Source organism: Ochrobactrum sp. AP1BH01-1, assembly GCF_018066705.1.
Classification (GTDB): Bacteria; Pseudomonadota; Alphaproteobacteria; order Rhizobiales; family Rhizobiaceae; genus Brucella.
Genome location: NZ_JAGPOU010000001.1, coordinates 126113 through 144054, shown reverse-complemented (window position 1 = coordinate 144054; position 17942 = coordinate 126113). Strand labels below are relative to the sequence as shown.

Sequence of the window (17942 nt, the reverse complement as noted above, 5' to 3'; positions counted from 1 at the left end):
TGAAAGGCGTATGCGGCACGCTCTAAAGCCAAGTCGTGGACGCAAGCGGCAGTGCGTAAAAATTTGCGGAGTTCGATCTTTTGCACGCGCCTCGGAGCAGACATGACAAGTCTTTCCTGGATCACGCTTCTGGCCTTCGCCCTTTCCGTCGCCTTTTGCCTCGGCTTTCGCGGGCTGGCACGCGAATGGTATCTCATCGATGTCCCCGATGCCCGCAAGATGCATGACGGAAACGTCCCGCTTTGCGGAGGCATCGCCATTTTTCTCTCGTTTTCCGTTGCCGCGCTGGTGGCGCTCGGCGTTTCAGGTCACGCCAATGCAGTGACCCTGCTGCCGGGGCTGGTGCTGATCCTCGTCACCGGCGTTCTCGATGACCGCTTCAACCTGCCCGTAGCGCCGCGCCTTGCGATTCAGCTGCTTGCAGCCATTCTGATGCTCGGCATGGCCGGGGTCTGGCAAATCTATCTGGGCCTCGCACCCGACGGCACCGGCACGCCCGCAGCGGCTCCGGAGGACACGCTGATCCAGCTTCTTACCGGCCCGCTTTTCCTTCTTGTCGCGCTTGCTTTCATTGTCGGCCTCGTCAACGCGGTCAATATGAGCGATGGCGTGGACGGGCTGGCGGGATCGGCAAGTGCCGCCGCCTTTTTCTGGCTGGCCGTCATCGGTTTCGGCGCGGGCGAGCATCGCCTCTGCTTGCAGGCGCTCGCCATCGCCGCCGCCTGTCTCGGCTTTCTCGTCTTCAATATGCGGCATCGCTGGCGCAACAGGGCAAGCCTTTTCCTTGGCGATGGCGGCAGCACCTTTCTTGGTGCGGCCCTTGCCGGGTTTATCCTCATCCTTGCAAGCGGAACCGCCGCCGTCGCCTTTCCCATCCTGATCTGGATAGTCATCGTGCCCGTCATCGATACGCTGAGCCTGATCGTGCGCCGCATGTCGGCGCGCCGGAGCCCCTTCTCGCCGGACCGCCAGCACCTGCATCATCTGCTGATGGATGCGGGGCTTTCGTGCGGACAGACAGCCGTCGCGATCATGGTGCTCAATTTCATGGCCGGTGGCGTCGCCTATCTCGCCGTCCGGTTCGACATCGCTGTCTGGCCGATACTTCTGGCACTGGCGATCCCGGCTGCGGCGCACACGCTTTTCGTGTTGCACATGACCAGAGGCCCGCGTCAGGCCGCCGCCGCTTCAATGGTCGAGGCCAACCCGGCCGCCAAACCGAAAATCACTTACCCCGGGGCAACTTCATGAATGTTTCCGTACTCATCATGACGCTGAACGAAGAGGCCAACCTGCCAGCCTGTCTGGCTTCGCTGGACTGGTGTGACGATATCGTCGTGCTCGATTCCTTCAGCAGCGACCGCACGGTCGAAATCGCCAGGGCAGCAGGCGCTCGCGTCTTCCAGCGTGCCTACGACACCGAGGACCGCCAGCGCATGTATGGCCTGACCGAAATCAAGTTCAAGCATGACTGGGTCTACACGCCCGACGCGGACGAGATCACCCCGCCGGACCTGCGCGACGAAATGCAGGCGATCGCCGCCGACCCCGACCGACCGGAGGTGTTTTTCAAGGCGCGTTACAAGAACATGTTCATGGGGCGCTGGATACGTCATGCCAGCCTTTATCCTACCTGGATCACGCGGCTGGTGAGGCCGGACCGCGTGCGGTTTGAACGCTCGGTGCATTCCCGCGCCAGCGGCGGGCCTGAGGGTGCCTTGCAGTCCCATTTCATTCATTACAGCTTCAACAAGGGCCTCGAAGCCTGGTACGACAAGCATAACCGCTACTCGACAGCCGAAGCTGATCTGTCCGCCTCGCGCCTGCTCGAACGCAAGATCGACTGGGGCGGCATGCTTTCGGCGGTGCCTGAGCGGCGGCGGCGGGCGTTGAAATCGCTTTCCTATCACATGCCTTTCAGGCCGGGCCTGCGCTTTCTCTATATGTACCTGCTGCGCCGCGGCTTTCTCGACGGCAAGCCTGGTTATCTTTATTGCCGCCTGCTTTCGGCTTACGAGTTCATGATCGTCGTCAAGATGGAAGAACGGCGGCAGCGCCAGTTGGCCGCCCTCGCGGAGACCTCTCCGGCACGGCGGCCGCCGGAAGCCGAAGCACCGCAACGGCGTATGGTATGATGCTTCTCGTCGCTCTGCCCTGTGCCATCCTGTTCGGCATCGCCGCGATGTTCTTCTCGGAACCGGTTCTCACCTTGCAGGACGATGGCGGCAGGGCGGATGTCATCGTCGTGCCCGGGGGAGACGGCCCGCCGCGCGCGGCGCAGGCCGCCCGCCTGTGGAAGGAAGGCCGCTCGCCGGTGATCCTCGTTACCGGCGATGGCGACTGCCTCTATAACAAGCGGATCATGGTGCGCAACGGCGTGAACCCTTCGGCGATCTTCGTCGAATGCCAGTCGGGCAGCACGTGGCAGAATGCGCAATTTTCCGCTCCCGTTTTGTGGGAAATCCGGGCCAGAAGCGCGCTGATCGTGACGAACTGGTATCATTCCCGGCGCGCCATGGCGAGCTTTCGCGCCGCCTGTCCGCAGATGCGTTTCATCTCTTCTCCCATCGGCGGCGATGGCGGACGCCCCGGTTTTCCGGCGACGCCCGCAGACATGGAGCTCGTCGCCAAGGAATATGTGAAGCTCGGCTGGTATCTGGTTTCCGGCCGCATTTTCCCGCACGATCTTTCCTCAGGCGAACCGGCGCCCGAACTTTCGGACATATGCGCTGCGGCGAGGGTCACGCAATGAACCTCCCGCTCACCTGGATTTTCGTCGGGTTCGTCCTCTACCTTCTGGCTGGAGGCCTCTTCTCCCGACCGGAACGCATGTACCAGTTTCCGTTTCTCGCTGGCGTGATGACCTTCGGTTTCCTGCTGCCGCAGCTCCCTGCCCTCGTATACGATCAGTTTCTGCCTTCCGGCGCTTATGCCAAGACGATGATCATGGGCATCCTGTCCTTCGCAATGCTTGTGACCGGGTGGCGGATGACGAAAAAGCCGATCCGGTTTCTCCGCATGAGTTTCAGCGAGCGGCGGCTGATCTGGGCGGCGGCCGGGCTGTCGGCTTTCGGCGCCGTATTTTATTTTCTGCTGAGCCGTCTTCCGGGTGATGTTTCCATCGGCATGCAGATGACCGGCATGCCGGTGGTCTATCTGTTCTTCGCGCAGCTCATGCCCTATGGCCTTGCCATCGCCGTCCTGTGTTTTGCGCGGCGTCCGACATGGGCCGCGCTGGCGATCATCCTGTTCGATCTGGTTTTCTATCTGGACCGGATTCTGGTGACGGGAAAACGCGCGGAGACAATACAGCTCGTCCTCATGTTCCTTCTCGCCTTCTGGTTCTACCGGCGGATTGTGGTGCCCCGAACGGTCATGGCAATCGGCATCCTGGCCGGCACTTTCCTGATGACCAGCATGGGCGATTATCGTCAGGTAACCCGCACGGATGCGAGCTTCGTTCTCGATGAGATACTGGAAATCGACTATGCCGCCAATTTCCGCAGCACCCTTGAGCGCGGTGGCCCTGAAATGCGCAATGCCGTGCAACGCATCGATGAAATCGACCGGCGGCTGGAATTCGACTACGGCAAATATCACTGGAACCGGATCATCTTTACATTCGTTCCCGCGCAGCTCGTGGGCGGCGATATCAAGGAAGCGCTCTATCTCGATGTCCCTGAACCCAGCCGCGATTACAATCCGCTGACCGGCACCACGGAAACCGGGCTTGTCGATGCGTTTTCGTCATTCTGGTATTTCGGCACGTTGAAATTTCTGGTGCTCGCCTGGGCCATGCGCAGGCTCTGGGAAACCGCGATGGCGGGCGAGATGCTGGGCCAACTGGTTTACATGCTTTCCATCGTCCCGGCCATGCATTCCATTTCTCACCACACGGATTGGGTCGTGCCGGTCTGGATTCACATGGCACTGTTCCTCATTCCCGTTCTCTCATTCTGCGTGATCCGCAATCGATCGATCCACCTGCCGCTTCCGCCATCGCAAAGCGGCACGCTTCAGGAAGGATGGTCATCATGACCGTAACGTCGGACCACAAGGCACTCGGAGAAGGCATCAAGGGCAAAATGAACGCGTCGCGTCCGCTTGAGGGTGGCGCGACCTTTACGCTCGGGCACCGCGTCCAGCGCCTGTGCTGGCAGGCAAGCTGGCTGGTGCTGGCGGCATGGACGCCATCCTTCCTCTGGCGCTGGCGTGGCGCGGTGTTGCGCGCCTTCGGCGCCAAAATCCACAAAACGGCCATCGTGCGCGGCAGCGCCCGCATCTGGTGGCCGGGCAACCTGACCATGGGCGCGCATTCCTCGCTCGGACCGGGCGCGCTGTGTTACAACGTGGCGCATGTGACGCTTGCGCCTTTCGCCATCGTCTCGCAACGGGCGCATCTGTGCACCGCGGGACACAATATCGATCAGGCCGACTTTCCGCTAACGGCAGCACCCATTCATGTCGGCGCTTATGGCTGGGTTGCGGCGGAAGCCTTCGTCGGACCGGGAGTGAATATCGGCGAAGGGGCGGTTCTCGGCGCGCGCGGGGTCAGTTTCCGCGACATGGAACCGTGGATGGTCTATGCGGGCAATCCGGCCAGAGCGGTGCGGCCACGGCGAAAGCCCTGAGCGTCAGCTTGCCGGAACGGACCGGAGCGCCTTGCGGCTTGCAACCGCGTCGGTCTTCTGCGACTGAAAATCCTGATAGGCCGCAATCGTCTGAACCGCGATGCGCGGCCAGGTGTAGTTGTCGCGCACCAGTTTTGCACCGGCGGCGCCCATCCGCGCCGCACGATCCGGATCTTCCAGAATCCGCTCAAGCGCCGCAGCAACCGCCATCGGATCGAGCGGGGAAACAACACCGGCGCCCGCCTCGCCAACTTCGGGAAAATGGCACGCATCGGTAATCGCGACAGGCACGCCGCAGGCAAGCGCCTCGGTGATGGCGACGCTGAACCCCTCCTGACGGCTGGGCAGACAGAAGCAGGCCGATCGTTTGAGGGCAGCGATCTTGGCCGGGCCATAAAGTCCCCCGGTCATGTGCACGCGCTGTTCCAGCCCGTATTGCCGGATACGCTCGCGAAATTCGTCTTCCGCCCCGCCATCGGGACCAGCCACCACCAGATCGACATCAGGAAACAGCGGAGCGACCCGGCGAAAGGCATCGGCAAGAATGTCGAGACCCTTCTTGTAGTGAAGCCGCGACAGAAACAGCACATAGGGTCGCCTGGGCAAGCCGCCGACATCGGCCTCTCCCCCCTCGACCTCGTTCAGAAAAATCCCGTTCGGGATAATCACCGGCGGAGCCTTCAGGCCCAGGGGCCGCATCAGCTCGATCTCATCCGCATTGAGCGCATGGATAAAGGCCGCGCCGTCGAGCATCCGGCGAAAGCCCAGCCCCATGGCGAGTTTTTTCTTCCACGCGCTTTGCTTCATGCTCCACACATCGAGCATCCCGCAGCAGCACACGCAGTAAGGCACGGAAAAGCAGCGGCAGAGCATCGATGCGCGCAGCAGATTGGTTTCCCAGACGCCATGAAGATGCACGAAATCCGTAGCCCGCAACAGCGCTTCCATCGCCTTCGCTGCAGCACTTCCAAACAGCGTCTCGCGCAGATCGGGCATTGGCAGCAACAGGGTCCGCACCCTGTCGAACCCGGGAATTGCAGCAGTCGCCGCGACAGCGCGCCTGCTCACCTCGTCGTCGCTGTAACTTACGATTGTCACCTCATGGCCGAGCGCCGCCTGTGCCGCTGCCAGCCGCACCACGACCGCCTGCGGCCCGCCTTTTGCTGGATCGTAGGAGCCGATGACATGGACGATGTTCATGCCGCCCTCTTCCCGAATATCGCCGCAGCAAGCCTTTCGCCATAGCGTGACAGGGTATAATCGGCTGCACGTTCACGTGCATTTTCCCCCATCCGTTCCAGCGCCGCCGGATTGCCCGCCAGCTCCCGCAAGATTTCGGACGTCTCCCTGACGTCGCGTATCGGCACGATGTAACCATCCACACCGTTGCGAACCACGCTGCCGGTATTTTCGGTACAGACCACGGGCAGGCCTGCGGCCAATGCCTCATAAACAGAGATCGCCGACCCTTCGCACAAGGATGGAAGCAGAAAGACATCTGCCCATTCAAACTGCTTGCGCATTTCGCTGCGCGGGATGGGACCGGTCAGTTCAACCGTTGCAGCCAGCTTTGCCTGCGCCTCGGGCAAGAGCTCCAGCGGTCCCACCATACGGAATTCCGCCTGCCCCGCCAGCAGCCTCGAAACCGAGCCGACATAGGGCGAGCCTTTGCGCAGCCCCACCGCGCCCACCGTCAGCACGCGCAATTTGCCCGGCGCCCGCGCCTTTCGTTCGATCCGGAAGCGTGTATCGACCCCGGTTGGAACCACGACGATCTTTTCCGGCGCGCAGCCTTCCTCGGCAACATGACGGGCAACGAAAGGCGACGGACACACGACCAGATCGGCGAGCTGCCATTCGGTTCGCTCGCGCTCCGCGAAAGCCTCGCAATAGCCGTCGTCTTCCACCGGCAATTGCCAGCCCGGATTCAACAATTCCTCTTCTCGCCCCAGCCGATCGACAATCGCGCGCGGCGCGATCACCTGATCGACTGCGGTCCACAGGCCCGCTTTTCGCGCAGCCGACAGCACTTCCACGGCTTCGCCGCTGAAAGCATAGACCCCGCCCGCGCCGTGAAAACCGCTTTCAGCGACCAGCCTGCCGAATGTTTCGCCAGCCCATATCGCATTGGCGGTGGATTTCGGCCCGGTCTGGTTTGCCAGCCTGCGGAGGGCTGAATGCAGTCCGAAAACCGGAAAGGTCGTCATCTGCTTCAGCGGGATGCCCTGGGGCTTGCGCCCGACCAGCCGGCGCACCGAGGATGGGAGTGCATTGGGCGGAACGCTGCCGAGCAGACGCGGCCATCCCTGAAAGGCGCAGATATCCGTATAGAAATGCGCCAGCCTCTGATTGTTTGCGAAAATGCGCGGGACCGCATAATGCCGGCGCGCGCCAAGCTGGCTGACAACGATCGACCCATCCATCATAGTTCCCTCGGCTGGAACTGACGGTCGAGAACAGGCATGGCCTGCGGCACCACCTTCTCCTCGAGCCGCGAGATGGCCGACTGCCAGACGGCGGCGCCATATTCCCGCGAATAGGCGGTTTCCATCAGATAACGGGCATTGTTGCCCATCGACATGCGTCCGACCGGCGAGTGGCGCAGATGAAGGATCACTTCGACCAGCGCATCCACATCGCCCGGCCTCAGCGCCATGCCGCATTGGAAATCGCGGACAATCGTGCCGATCTCGCCTTCCGTGTCGCCGATGAAGATCGTCGGGCGGGCGGCGGCAAGCACGCCGTAAAACTTGCTGGGAACGATGCAATGTTCCAGTTCCGGCTTCAGCGAAACCAGATGCACATTGGCCGCGCCGAGGCTTTCGGAAAGCTTTTCCACCGGCTGGAAGGGCTTCATCATCACATTGGTCAACCCACGCCGCCTGACCTCGCTTTCGACAAAGCCGCGCTGCTGCCCCTCGCCGATCATCAGGAAGATGATGCTTTTCATATGCCGCAGCCGTTCGGCGGCATCGAGCACCGTCTGGAATTCGTGGGCGCGCCCGAAATTGCCCGAATAGCCGATGACGAACTTGCGTCCGAGACCCCAGGCGCGACGGAGCGGATTGTGCGCCGGTGGCACGGGAACGATCTCATTGCGGTCTGCCCAGTGATGAACCACGCTCAGGCTTTCCGCCGGAATATCCCGTGTCGAGAGATAATGCGCCATGCGCTCTATCGGGCAGATGGTCAGCGCCGACTGGCGCATCGACCAGTTGCGCAGGATCAGGGCGAGCCTGCCGGAAACCGTATTGGACCTGATGAGACCGAGTTCCATCGCCGTTTCGGGAAAAAGGTCCATCACCCAGTTGACCAGCTTAGCCCGGCGAAGGCGGATTGGCAGCGCAGCCGACACCGACAGAAGCGGCGGATCGGTGCAGACGACGCAAACATCGTCCTTCTTGGCATTGGACGCGAACCACGCAGCAGCGGACAGATGAAAGGTCGCATAATCGACCGCGCGCCCGACAAGCCTGCCGCGACCGAAGCCGGAGGTCCATATGCGGTGCACATCCACGCCGCCGATGGTCTCGCGCGCAGGAAGCACGTCCTTTCGCCTGTCGTGATAGCTGCGGCTTGCAAGCACGGTCGTCTCTATGCCTTCGCGCACAAGCGTATGCGCAAGGCTCGTCACCATCCGGCTCGTCGCCGACTGGTCCGGGTAGTAGTAACGATTGGCAAGCACCACACGCATGATTTCGCTTCCTGTTGAACGACCCCGTTGATCAGAGGATCGCAACAGCGCAGCAGAACCCGCAAGAAACACAAAGGCATGGCAGGCACCGACAGCGGGCGAACCGCCTACCTCTTTGGGGGAAACCGGTCATGCGGGGCGCGCTTCAGTCCTCATCCGAAGAGGGAGGTTCCGGCCCGCGATTGCCGTTTTGGAGCCGTTCTGCCCGCGCGGGAAATCGCTAACATGCTTCCATCGTGTTTCTGATTGGAGGCAGGGTCTTGCAGGAGAAAACAGCTCTCATCGTCGGTGTGACCGGACAGGACGGCGCTTATCTAAGCGAGCTTCTGCTCAAGAAAGGCTATCGCGTCCATGGTCTGAAACGGCGGTCATCCTCGTTCAACACGGCCCGCATCGATCATCTCTATCAGGACCCGCACGAGGAGGACATTCGCTTCCGCCTGCATTTCGGCGACCTGACGGATGCGACCAATCTGTGCCGGGTCATTCAGGAAGTGCGGCCCGACGAGATTTACAATCTCGGCGCCCAGAGCCATGTGCAGGTGAGTTTTGAAACGCCTGAGTATACGGCGAATGCCGATGCGCTCGGCACGCTTCGGCTGCTTGAATCCATGCGCATTCTGGGGCTCGGCAAGACATGCCGCTTCTATCAGGCTTCCACATCGGAGCTTTTCGGCAACAGCTCGCCCAAGGCGCAGAACGAGCGGACGCCTTTTGCGCCGCGCAGTCCTTATGCGACGGCAAAGCTCTATGCCTACTGGACAACGGTCAATTACCGCGACGCCTATGGCTTCCATGCTTCCAACGGCATCCTGTTCAACCATGAAAGCCCGCTTCGCGGCGAGACATTCGTCACCCGCAAGATCACGCGGGCCGTCGCTGCCATTGAACGCGGCCTTCAGGACAGGCTTCGGCTCGGCAATCTCGATGCCCGCCGCGACTGGGGCCATGCCCGCGATTATGTCGAGGGCATGTGGCGCATCCTGCAGGAAGATGAGCCGGACGATTATGTGCTTGCAACCGGCGAAACGCATACGGTGCGTGAATTTGTCGAACACGCGTTCAAGGCGGTCGACAAGGAGATCGAATGGCAAGGCGACGGTGTGGAGGAAATCGGCCGTGACCGAAAAACGGGCAATTGCCTGATCGAGATCGATCCGCGTTATTTCCGCCCTAACGAGGTCGATTTCCTGCTTGGCGATGCGTCCAAGGCGAAGAGCCGTCTCGGCTGGCAGCATACGACCGGCTTCGACAATCTCGTCGCCGAAATGGTCGACTGGGATTTGCGCAACATCATGCGGGAGGTCGGACGCAATGACTTCTACGGCTGATATCGCCCCTCTCTATTCGCTCGAAGGCAAGAAGGTGTTCGTTGCCGGGCATACGGGTATGGTCGGTTCGGCCATCCTGCGCCGCCTGCAAGGCACGGATTGCGACATCATCACCGCCGCGCACAGCACGCTCGACCTGACCCGTCAGGGACCGACGGAAAATTTCATAAGCGGCCGCAAGCCGGATGTCATCATCATCGCAGCCGCCCGCGTCGGCGGCATTCTGGCCAATTCGCAATATCCGGCGGATTTTCTCTACGACAATCTCGCCATTGGCATGAACCTCATCCGTGCCGCCCACCAGAACGGCGTCGAGCGCCTCTTGTGGCTCGGCTCAAGCTGCATCTATCCCCGCGACGCGGCGCAGCCGCTCACCGAGGACGCGCTGCTGACCGGTCCGCTGGAGCCGACAAATGAAGCCTATGCCATCGCCAAGATCGCCGGGCTGAAATATGCGCAAGCTTGCGCGCGGCAATATGGCAATCATTTCATGACGGCCATGCCGACCAATCTCTACGGCCCGAACGATAATTTCGACCCAGCAAGCTCGCACGTATTGCCAGCGCTGATCCGGCGGATTCATGAGGCCAAGATGCGCGGCATCGATCACGTCACGCTATGGGGCAGCGGCAAGCCCTTGCGGGAATTCCTGCATGTGGACGACCTTGCCGATGCCTGCCTGCACATGCTGCGCTTCTATGACGGCATCGAGCCCATGAATATCGGAACGGGCGACGAGATTTCGATCAGGGATCTGGCGCTCACTGTCGCCCGCGTCGTCGGCTATGAAGGCCGCTTTGAACACGACCTCAGCAAGCCCGACGGCACACCGCGCAAGCTTCTCGACACGTCGCGGATGCGGGCGCTCGGTTGGAAGCCGCGCATTCATCTGGAGGACGGCCTGCGCGACGTCTATCGCGATTGGTCGCGGGAAACCGCCAATCCCGTTGCGGCTTGAATAGCTCGCCCTATGTGCCTGAATCAAAAAGCGGCAGGCCGTGGCGAAAATGGTGATTTTCGAGTATCGGAGCGCAACGTACTTAAGGTACGTGAGCACCGGAACGCAGAAAAACACCATTTACAGACCGGCATGGCGACTTTTGGAACAGCCTCTAAGAGGGCGAGCCGCCGGTCCTGCTCATGTCCAGCTCGACGCGCAGGATATCGCCCGGCTTGATTTCCGTGCGCTCATTGGCAACGATATCCTGGAAACTGCCATCAACGATCCGGCTGATCGAGAAGATCAGCTTCTGGCGCAGTGTGGACGAGGCGATATTGCCGGATGACTTGGCGATCTCGGCCATTGTCTGGAGCTGCGCATTGCTGCGGCGTTCCATGCGGGCAATATTGAGATCGATGTCCTGCAAGGCGGTAGCCGCCTCGCTCTTGCGGCTTTCGTCCAGATTGGCAAGGCGTTGCTGCATGGCAAGCTGGTTCTGCCTTGCCCGTGCAAGAAAGGAGGCGAGCTCCAGCGCGGCCCGACGGGTCGCCGACAGATCGCGCTCCATGTCGCGAAGATTGGATTTGGCGGCAAGGCCGCGATCCACCAGCGACTTGCTGGAGTCCACATTTTCCTGCAACAGCCCGATTTCCGTGTCGTGCAGCTTGATGCTCTGCTGCAAGGTCTCGATCTCGTCGCCATAGCTCGCCGCCTGCGCCTCGAGCGCCTGACGTTCGGCGGCGAGATTATTGCGGCGGACAGTGAAGACGGTCTTTTCCCCGTCCAGCATCTGCTGGGCCAGCGCCGCCGTTTCCTTGCTGGAGGCAGGCTGTTCCGGCAGGCTATAGGTGAATTCCGTGCCGTTCAGTTCCGCCTCGAAACGGGCTCGCCGGATCGTCATGGCCGTGATCTGCATCTGCAAATCCACATATTCCTGCTGGACGGTGATAAGCTGCATGCCGGCGGTCAGGGCCGGCGTTTCGGCCTTGCCGGCCCCGCCGCCAAGCGCCATCAGTTCAAGCGCCACCATGCCGGGCCGGAACTGGTATTTTCCCGGCGCCTTCACGTCGCCGACGACAAACACCGGCGCATACTGGTTGATGGTTGCCGTGACCGTCAGGCCGGGAATATGCTGCGACAGCGATCCCGCGATCTTCTCGCCAATCTCGTTGATGGTGAGCCCGCTCACCGGAATATTGCCCACGATCGGATAGCCGATATTGCCGTCCACATCGACCGGGTAAAGACCCGTCAGGGACGGCTGGCCATAGACGGTCACCTGCAACACGTCGTTGGCCCCGACCCGGTAGGCCTGTCCCTCGCCAAGCGCGGCAAAACTCCCGCCAGCCAGAATGAGCCCCGCGAGCATCGTGGCCCGCAGATGGGTGGCAATGCGGTTTCTGATGATCCTGTGCGACATGGTGTGCCCTCACGCCTGTTCCTGAACGCTACCTGCGACCGGCTTTCGCCGCCGCGAGAAAATGCCGCCTAGCCCCCGCCCCGCCTTCTGCAGCGCCATCCCGCACAGCGCGACGGGAAGCGTGATCCAGCTTTGATAGGAAGCGGTATTCTGGTTCACGACCGCAAGCGCGGGCTTGCGCCCGAAAGAAGCCATCGTCTGTATCAGCGCATTGGTCGCGAGCTGGTCCTGGCGGTCGGGCTGGACCACGAGCAGCGCCGTGTCGGTCGCCCGCGACAGGAGAACCGAGCGCTTGTCTTCCAGGACTGGCGGAAGGTCGACGAGAATGATCTTGTGATCGGGCCGCAACTGGGCGATCAGTTCGGCCAGCCAGTCTCCCTCGCGCATCTGGCTGTTCGGCTTGATGATGTCGATGCCGGAGCCATGATCGTGCACGAGCGTCGCGCCGGTGAGTTGCCGTCCGGTGGGCACACCGCCAAAATCATTGTGCGGAAGCCCGAAAGCCTCGGCCAGCCCCGACCGCCTGTTGGTCGCATCGATGACCGCGACCGTCAGGCCGGTGGCGGCGATCTGCTGCGCAAGCGCGGTGATGAGCAGCGTCTTTCCCTCGCCGCTGGACAGGGAAACGACCGAGAGCGCCAGCGAATCCCGACCGCGTGTCAGTGCCCGCAGGCGATCATGCACGGACTTGATGGCGCGGCCGAACGGGCTTGCAGGATCAAGGCCGCGATTGACGAGAAGCGGCACGGTCATCTGCGGCGAAACCGGCAGCAGCGTCGCTGCCGGAATGCCCGGCAGCACCAGCGATGCCGTCTGCGCGGGCCGGATCTTGTCGAATGTTTCCTTCAGCATCGTGCCTGCAAGCGCAACCAGCCCGCCAAGCCCCAGCCCCAGCAACAGCCAGTTGGGCAGGTTCGGGCTGGCCTTGGCCATCGCCGGTTCTGCGGGCGAAATCATCTGCGCTTCGGGCGCAGCCATGCCGTCCTGCTCGATCAGTTGCTTGTAACGCGTCAGATAACTTTCATAGACCGTGCGGCTGGCATTGGCTTCCCGGTCAAGCTGCACGGCCTTCACCTGCGCCTGATTGGCTTCGGCAAGATCGGCTTCCGCCTTCCTCAACGCTTCTTCCAGTCCGCTGCGCCGCTGGCGCGCTATCTGGATTTCGTTGCCGAGGCTCTTGATGATTTCGCCGACCTGGCTGGAAATCTGCTGTTTCAGTGCTTCCCGTTCAGCTTTCAGCACAGGAATTTCAGCGCTTTTCAGCGCGCCATTTGTCTGCAACTCGCCAAGCTGGCGCTCGACGCGCGCCTGCTCGCTGCGCAGGGTCTGGATGGCTGGCGAGGCCAGAACTTCGGCCAGCGCGGGCGCTTCATCCTTATCCTTCAATTCTTCCGCCGTGCGCAACCGCGCCTCGGCAAGCGAAACGGCGCCCGTTGCGGCGACGATCTCGCTGTTGAGAGCCGCCACACGCTGGGCCTGGAAACTGATCTGGCCCTGATCGCCCGCAAGGCGCGACTTCTGGCGGAATTCCTCCGCCGCACGTTCGGCACTTTCAAGATCGCTGCGCAGGTTGCCCAGCTTGTCGCCAAGCCACTCGCTGACCCGCCGCGTGGCCGATTGCTGCACATCGATCTGGTGGTCGAGATAGGCGGTGGCAAAGGCGTTGGCGACCTGCGCCGCATAGACCCGGTCGGAAGCGCGATAGGAAATGAAGATCGTATAGGACCGGCCGTCATTGGTGACGCGCAGCCGCGACAGAAGAAGATCGATCTGCTGGCGTTCGCGCAAGGCCGGATCGACCTCACGCCCGCCCTTTGCCTGCAAGGCCGCATCCGAGGCAGACGACAAAACCGTGCGCGATCGGAATTCCGTCGGCACGGCGATGTTTTCCGCTTGCAGAATGTCGATGACCTTGCGCGCCATCATGCGTGAATTGATGATGTCCAGCTCGGAACGAAGAACAGGGCTGTCCTGCGGCAGCGGCGTGATCGCGCTTTCGTTGGGAAGCGCCTGCAACCGCCGCATATCCAGCACCAGCACGGACTCCGACACATAGCTGACCGGCGCTGTCAGATAGCCCGCAAAGCCGACGCCAATGCCCGCGATCACCGGCACGACAAGCATCATTTTTCTGCGTTTTATAATGGCGAGCATGTCAGCCACCGGCTGCCGCCCGTTTCCTGCTGAAACGTCGGAGATAATCACCCAAATTCTCCTTCACGGAATGATTCAATCCGCTGAATGTCCCCTGGCCCCCTGAGTGGCCGCCAGGTCCCGCCTATTGCAGGTCTGAAAACGATGTTTCCGAAGGAAACAGCTCGTTGATCATGCAAGCCACCTCGGTGCGATTGGACGCCTTCAGCTTCTTCATGATGTTGCGGATATGAACCTTCACGGTGCTTTCCCGCAGTTTCAGCTCATAAGCGATGATCTTGTTCGCCTTGCCCCGCCGCAGCGCATTGACCACTTCGGCCTGACGCTGGGTGAACATTCCGCCAAGCGGTTGCAGCCGCTGCGAATTCGGATCGGTGGCGTGCCGCAGGGCGAGCACGCTGCTGGCCGGAACGAACGTCCCTCCCGCCATGGCAAGCCGCAACGCTTCGACGCAGACATTCACATTGACCGATGTCGGAATGTAGCCTCTCACCCCATGATCGAGCGCCTTGAGAACCTGCGAGATTTCTTCCTTGTCGGCCAGAAGAATGACAGGCGCCGGAGCGCAGTCCGTGACAATGCGATTGAGGTAATTCCCGACAGCCGGGTCGGAGACCTTCTGTCCGCCAATGTTGAAGAGCACCGCGCCCGCCGTGCGGCCGCGGCGCTGATGCTGCCACTGCTCGAAAGAGCTGAATGTGGCAATCGACATTTCGATGCTGTGGTTCGTCAGTCCGTGTGCAAGGCATTCTCGATCCAACGCACGGTTGTCTATGATGACCAGCAGCGGCAACACGCAGTCACTGGGCAGTTCAGGCTTGAAGGAAGCGTCTTTCGCCCCTCCGTAGCCATTATTCTTTAATTCGCCGGTCCTGTTACTGAACTGTGGGGAAATGTTCATTTGCTCGCCCTCTAACCCAATTCAAAAACGCGCCTCCGTTGCTTGCACGTCACAATCAAGCAAGCGCATTGGTTACTTGTTTTATTTATCTTCGTGATATCTAGACAACCACCGGCAGAAGTTTCCCGGCCTTTGTTCTTATTTTCTTGGAAAGTTGCCCGAAAATTTCTTGAGTGTCATTAACCTAGATTAAGGGCTTCAGCAAAATATGGTTTAGAGGAATCGCGGATACATACCCAATTAGTGGTAGAAATTACCACCTTGCCAAAATAAACGCCCTCGCTGAAACTCTTGCGATGCCCTGCTTCCGGGCGAGAGCGGGGAAAACTGAATGCGGGGACATCAGACGTAAAATTAAAATTTTCCTTTGCTGGGCGAAACGGCAGGTAGGCTCTATGGTGGTAAATGCCGACGAAGCAAAATCGCTGCGCCATTTTCTGGAGAGCGCCCCCATAGGCGCGGTTTTTGAAGAAAGCGATCTCAGTATCCTCAGCGCCCTGCCAATGGCTTCAAAGACCTATGCCGCCCATACGGTCGTCAGCAGCCAGGGAGAATGGGCCAACTCGGTCCACATCATAAAAAGCGGCTGGGGCTGCATCTATCGTGATCTTCCCGATGGCGACCGCCAGATTCTCGACTTTCTCATGAAAGGCGATTTCCTCGGTTTCCGCACCGGGCTCGGCTTCAACTACTATACGCTTATTTCGGTTACCGAGCTTTCCGTCCTCGAAATCTCGCTGGATCATCTCACAGAAAGCCTGCTCAAATCGCCGCGGCTGGCCATGACATTCATGGAACTGATGGCCCGGCAGCGCGCAATCCTGATCGAACACCTGATCAGCATCGGTCGCCGCAGCGCGCTTGTGCGCATCGCGCATCTTCTGCTTGAACTCGGACACCGGGCCCGGATCAACGGTACGGGCGACGTCAACCGCTTCTTCTGCCCGCTGACACAAAGCGAGCTTGCCGACGCGCTCGGGCTGACCCCGATCCATATCAACCGCATGCTGCGTGAACTGCGCGAAGACGAACTTCTGGTTTTCCGCAACAATGAGGTAGAGTTCCTCAACCGCTCCGCCCTCGTGCATATTGCAAGTTTCGATGAGCACTATCTGTCCATGGAAATCTTTCCCCGAGTCCGGATCAGCCGTTGACGTCGCCGGATCAGTAGCCGCTATCCGATTGATTGTGTTTCATATTTTCCGCCACGACGGCGAAGTTTTTCGTGCCGGTTACGCAAAGCGGATAAAATCACGCATTATTGCAATACGAAACTATCCTTGATATCCCTCAGAAAATCGTATACTAAATATACCATTCATATATAAATTATCGTGCAGTACGCCTCTCAAACTGCTTAATGATACAGAGATCGTCGCACCCTTTAATGGGCGCGGGCCTCAAATACGCCTTCGAATATTCATATATGCGCTATGTATTTATCAGGAAATTATCGCTAGTTTCCGCTTCATCGTCCTGCCCCACGGGCAGCATTGAGGAGGAGGCTCAACGATGCAAGACAATCATGTCGATTCAGCCGTCGGCAAGGCGACGAAGCGACTTCTGCCATTTCTGGCGATCATGCTTATCCTGGCTTTTTTGGACCGGGCAAATATCGGCTTCGCCAAATCGGAATTTCAGGCCGATACCGGGCTGAGTGACGCGGCCTATGCTTTCGGCGCCGGCATTTTCTTTATCGGATATGCTCTTTTTGAAGTTCCAAGCAACATCATCATGCACAAGGTCGGCGCCCGCCTGTGGCTCAGCCGCATCATGATTTCATGGGGCATTGTCTCGGCCGCCATGATGTTCGCTCATACTGAAGGCGTCTTCTACACGCTTCGTTTTCTGCTGGGCGTCTGCGAGGCCGGGTTCTATCCCGGTGTCCTGCTTTATTTGACCTATTGGTTCCCGGCAAAGCAGCGTGCCCGCGCCACCGGCATCTTCTATCTCGGCGTTCCGCTGGCCCTGGTTCTGGGAAGTCCACTTTCGGGATGGCTGCTGACGCATCACGGCATTTTTGGCCTCACCAACTGGCAGTGGATGTTCGTTGTGGAAGGGCTTGGCGCATCGCTGGTCGGTATCATCGCCCTGTTCTATCTGACGGATCGCCCCGAAAAAGCGCGCTGGCTTTCCGCCGAGGAGCGCGATGCCCTCACCCGCGTCATCGCCGAAGAAGAAGCGGCAAAGGAAACGCAGGCCGCGCATTCTGCCATGTCGGTTCTGAAAGACCGCCGTGTCTGGGCCTTCATCGGCATCTATTTCTTCCTGCAGATCGGGACCGCGCCTTTGACCTTCTACTTCCCGTCACGCTTTGCGCAGGCGGCGTCCGATGGACACATGAACCTTCTGATCGGTTCGCTTCTGGCGCTGCCGTGGCTGTGTTCGGTCATCGCGACGCGTTATTTCACGGTTCTGGCAGATCAGACCAACCAGCATCGGCTTGTCTGCATGGGCATGGTCATCGCGGGAACAGTGGCGCTTGCCGTCATCGGACTTACGGGCAATCCGTGGCTGATGCTTCTCGCGGCCTGCATTGCCGTTCCTGGCCTCACTGCCTCGCAACCCGTGTTCTGGAGCCTTCCTACCCGCTATCTGGGCGGCATAGGCGCAGCCAGCGGAATTGCCTTCATCGTTTCCATCGGCAATCTCGGTGCATTCTTCGCGCCGCAGATCAAGAACTGGGCTGATGTCGCGGTCGGAAACCATGACGCCGGTTTCTATACGCTTGCGGTGCTTTGCGGGATTGCAATCCTGCTTCTCGCAGGTGCAGGCAATGCCACGCCCCGCGAGAAGCTGGCGGCAGCGAAGTAGCTTCCTCTTCGGAAAGTAGTGAGAACCCCGCCCCGGCGGGGTTCTTCAACAGTTAGT

Annotated in this window: 15 protein-coding genes and 1 pseudogene; 9 read left to right on the top strand and 7 right to left on the bottom strand. The window is 60.3% G+C overall.

Going from position 1 to position 17942, the window contains the following annotated elements; all coding sequences use genetic code 11:
- The first annotated feature begins 102 nt into the window (after positions 1–102).
- The 5 genes from J9800_RS00675 to J9800_RS00655 are packed head-to-tail and all read left to right on the top strand — an operon-like array spanning position 103 to position 4631.
- Positions 103–1251 carry an MraY family glycosyltransferase gene (locus tag J9800_RS00675; RefSeq protein WP_114215134.1) on the top strand — a complete coding sequence of 383 codons (1149 nt, stop codon included), beginning with the start codon at positions 103–105 and terminating at the stop codon, positions 1249–1251.
- Positions 1248–2135 carry a glycosyltransferase family 2 protein gene (locus tag J9800_RS00670; RefSeq protein WP_114215135.1) on the top strand — a complete coding sequence of 296 codons (888 nt, stop codon included), beginning with the start codon at positions 1248–1250 and terminating at the stop codon, positions 2133–2135. The genes J9800_RS00675 and J9800_RS00670 overlap by 4 nt, the downstream gene beginning before the upstream one ends.
- Positions 2135–2752: a YdcF family protein gene (locus J9800_RS00665; protein ID WP_205315903.1), complete on the top strand. Its 618-nt coding sequence runs from the start codon at positions 2135–2137 to the stop codon at positions 2750–2752. The genes J9800_RS00670 and J9800_RS00665 overlap by 1 nt, the downstream gene beginning before the upstream one ends.
- Positions 2749–4038, top strand: a complete 1290-nt coding sequence (locus J9800_RS00660) for a hypothetical protein (RefSeq protein WP_114215138.1) — start codon at positions 2749–2751, stop codon at positions 4036–4038. The genes J9800_RS00665 and J9800_RS00660 overlap by 4 nt, the downstream gene beginning before the upstream one ends.
- Complete coding sequence (locus tag J9800_RS00655) at positions 4035–4631, top strand: LbetaH domain-containing protein (protein ID WP_114215233.1); 597 nt, start codon at positions 4035–4037, stop codon at positions 4629–4631. Before J9800_RS00660 ends, J9800_RS00655 begins: the two co-directional genes overlap by 4 nt.
- A gap of 3 nt (positions 4632–4634) precedes the next feature.
- On the opposite strand, the gene J9800_RS00650 is transcribed toward J9800_RS00655, so the two are convergent.
- From J9800_RS00650 to J9800_RS00640, 3 genes are read right to left on the bottom strand one after another with little or no spacing between them, the layout of a single operon-like run.
- Positions 4635–5831 (bottom strand): glycosyltransferase, encoded by a 1197-nt coding sequence (locus J9800_RS00650; RefSeq protein WP_114215139.1) that lies wholly within the window; start codon positions 5829–5831, stop codon positions 4635–4637.
- A complete protein-coding gene (locus tag J9800_RS00645; protein WP_114215141.1) occupies positions 5828–7054 on the bottom strand; it encodes a glycosyltransferase family 4 protein in 1227 nt (408 codons plus the stop codon). Before J9800_RS00645 ends, J9800_RS00650 begins: the two co-directional genes overlap by 4 nt.
- Complete coding sequence (locus J9800_RS00640; RefSeq protein WP_114215142.1) at positions 7054–8325, bottom strand: glycosyltransferase family 4 protein; 1272 nt, start codon at positions 8323–8325, stop codon at positions 7054–7056. The genes J9800_RS00645 and J9800_RS00640 overlap by 1 nt, the downstream gene beginning before the upstream one ends.
- Before the next feature lie 260 nt (positions 8326–8585).
- Here J9800_RS00640 and gmd point away from each other — a divergent pair, with 260 nt between their 5' ends.
- Positions 8586–9656, top strand: a complete 1071-nt coding sequence (gene gmd / locus J9800_RS00635) for a GDP-mannose 4,6-dehydratase (RefSeq protein ID WP_114215234.1) — start codon at positions 8586–8588, stop codon at positions 9654–9656.
- Positions 9640–10614: a GDP-L-fucose synthase family protein gene (locus tag J9800_RS00630; RefSeq protein WP_114215144.1), complete on the top strand. Its 975-nt coding sequence runs from the start codon at positions 9640–9642 to the stop codon at positions 10612–10614. The genes gmd and J9800_RS00630 overlap by 17 nt, the downstream gene beginning before the upstream one ends.
- 9 nt (positions 10615–10623) lie before the next feature.
- Here J9800_RS00630 and J9800_RS22295 read toward each other — a convergent pair.
- The 4 genes and pseudogenes from J9800_RS22295 to J9800_RS00615 all read right to left on the bottom strand — a co-directional run.
- A pseudogene (locus tag J9800_RS22295) lies at positions 10624–10734 on the bottom strand (flagellar basal body P-ring protein FlgI); the annotation flags it as partial.
- Between the two features lie 34 nt (positions 10735–10768).
- Positions 10769–12016: a polysaccharide biosynthesis/export family protein gene (locus J9800_RS00625; protein WP_114215145.1), complete on the bottom strand. Its 1248-nt coding sequence runs from the start codon at positions 12014–12016 to the stop codon at positions 10769–10771.
- Between the two features lie 9 nt (positions 12017–12025).
- Positions 12026–14221: a GumC family protein gene (locus J9800_RS00620; protein ID WP_114215146.1), complete on the bottom strand. Its 2196-nt coding sequence runs from the start codon at positions 14219–14221 to the stop codon at positions 12026–12028.
- A 73-nt stretch (positions 14222–14294) separates the two neighbouring features.
- Positions 14295–15071, bottom strand: a complete 777-nt coding sequence (locus tag J9800_RS00615; protein ID WP_114215147.1) for a response regulator transcription factor — start codon at positions 15069–15071, stop codon at positions 14295–14297.
- 395 nt (positions 15072–15466) lie between these two features.
- Here J9800_RS00615 and J9800_RS00610 point away from each other — a divergent pair, with 395 nt between their 5' ends.
- Positions 15467–16225 carry a Crp/Fnr family transcriptional regulator gene (locus J9800_RS00610; RefSeq protein ID WP_112588818.1) on the top strand — a complete coding sequence of 253 codons (759 nt, stop codon included), beginning with the start codon at positions 15467–15469 and terminating at the stop codon, positions 16223–16225.
- 358 nt (positions 16226–16583) lie between these two features.
- Positions 16584–17885: an MFS transporter gene (locus J9800_RS00605; protein ID WP_112588816.1), complete on the top strand. Its 1302-nt coding sequence runs from the start codon at positions 16584–16586 to the stop codon at positions 17883–17885.
- The last annotated feature ends 57 nt before the right edge of the window (positions 17886–17942 follow it).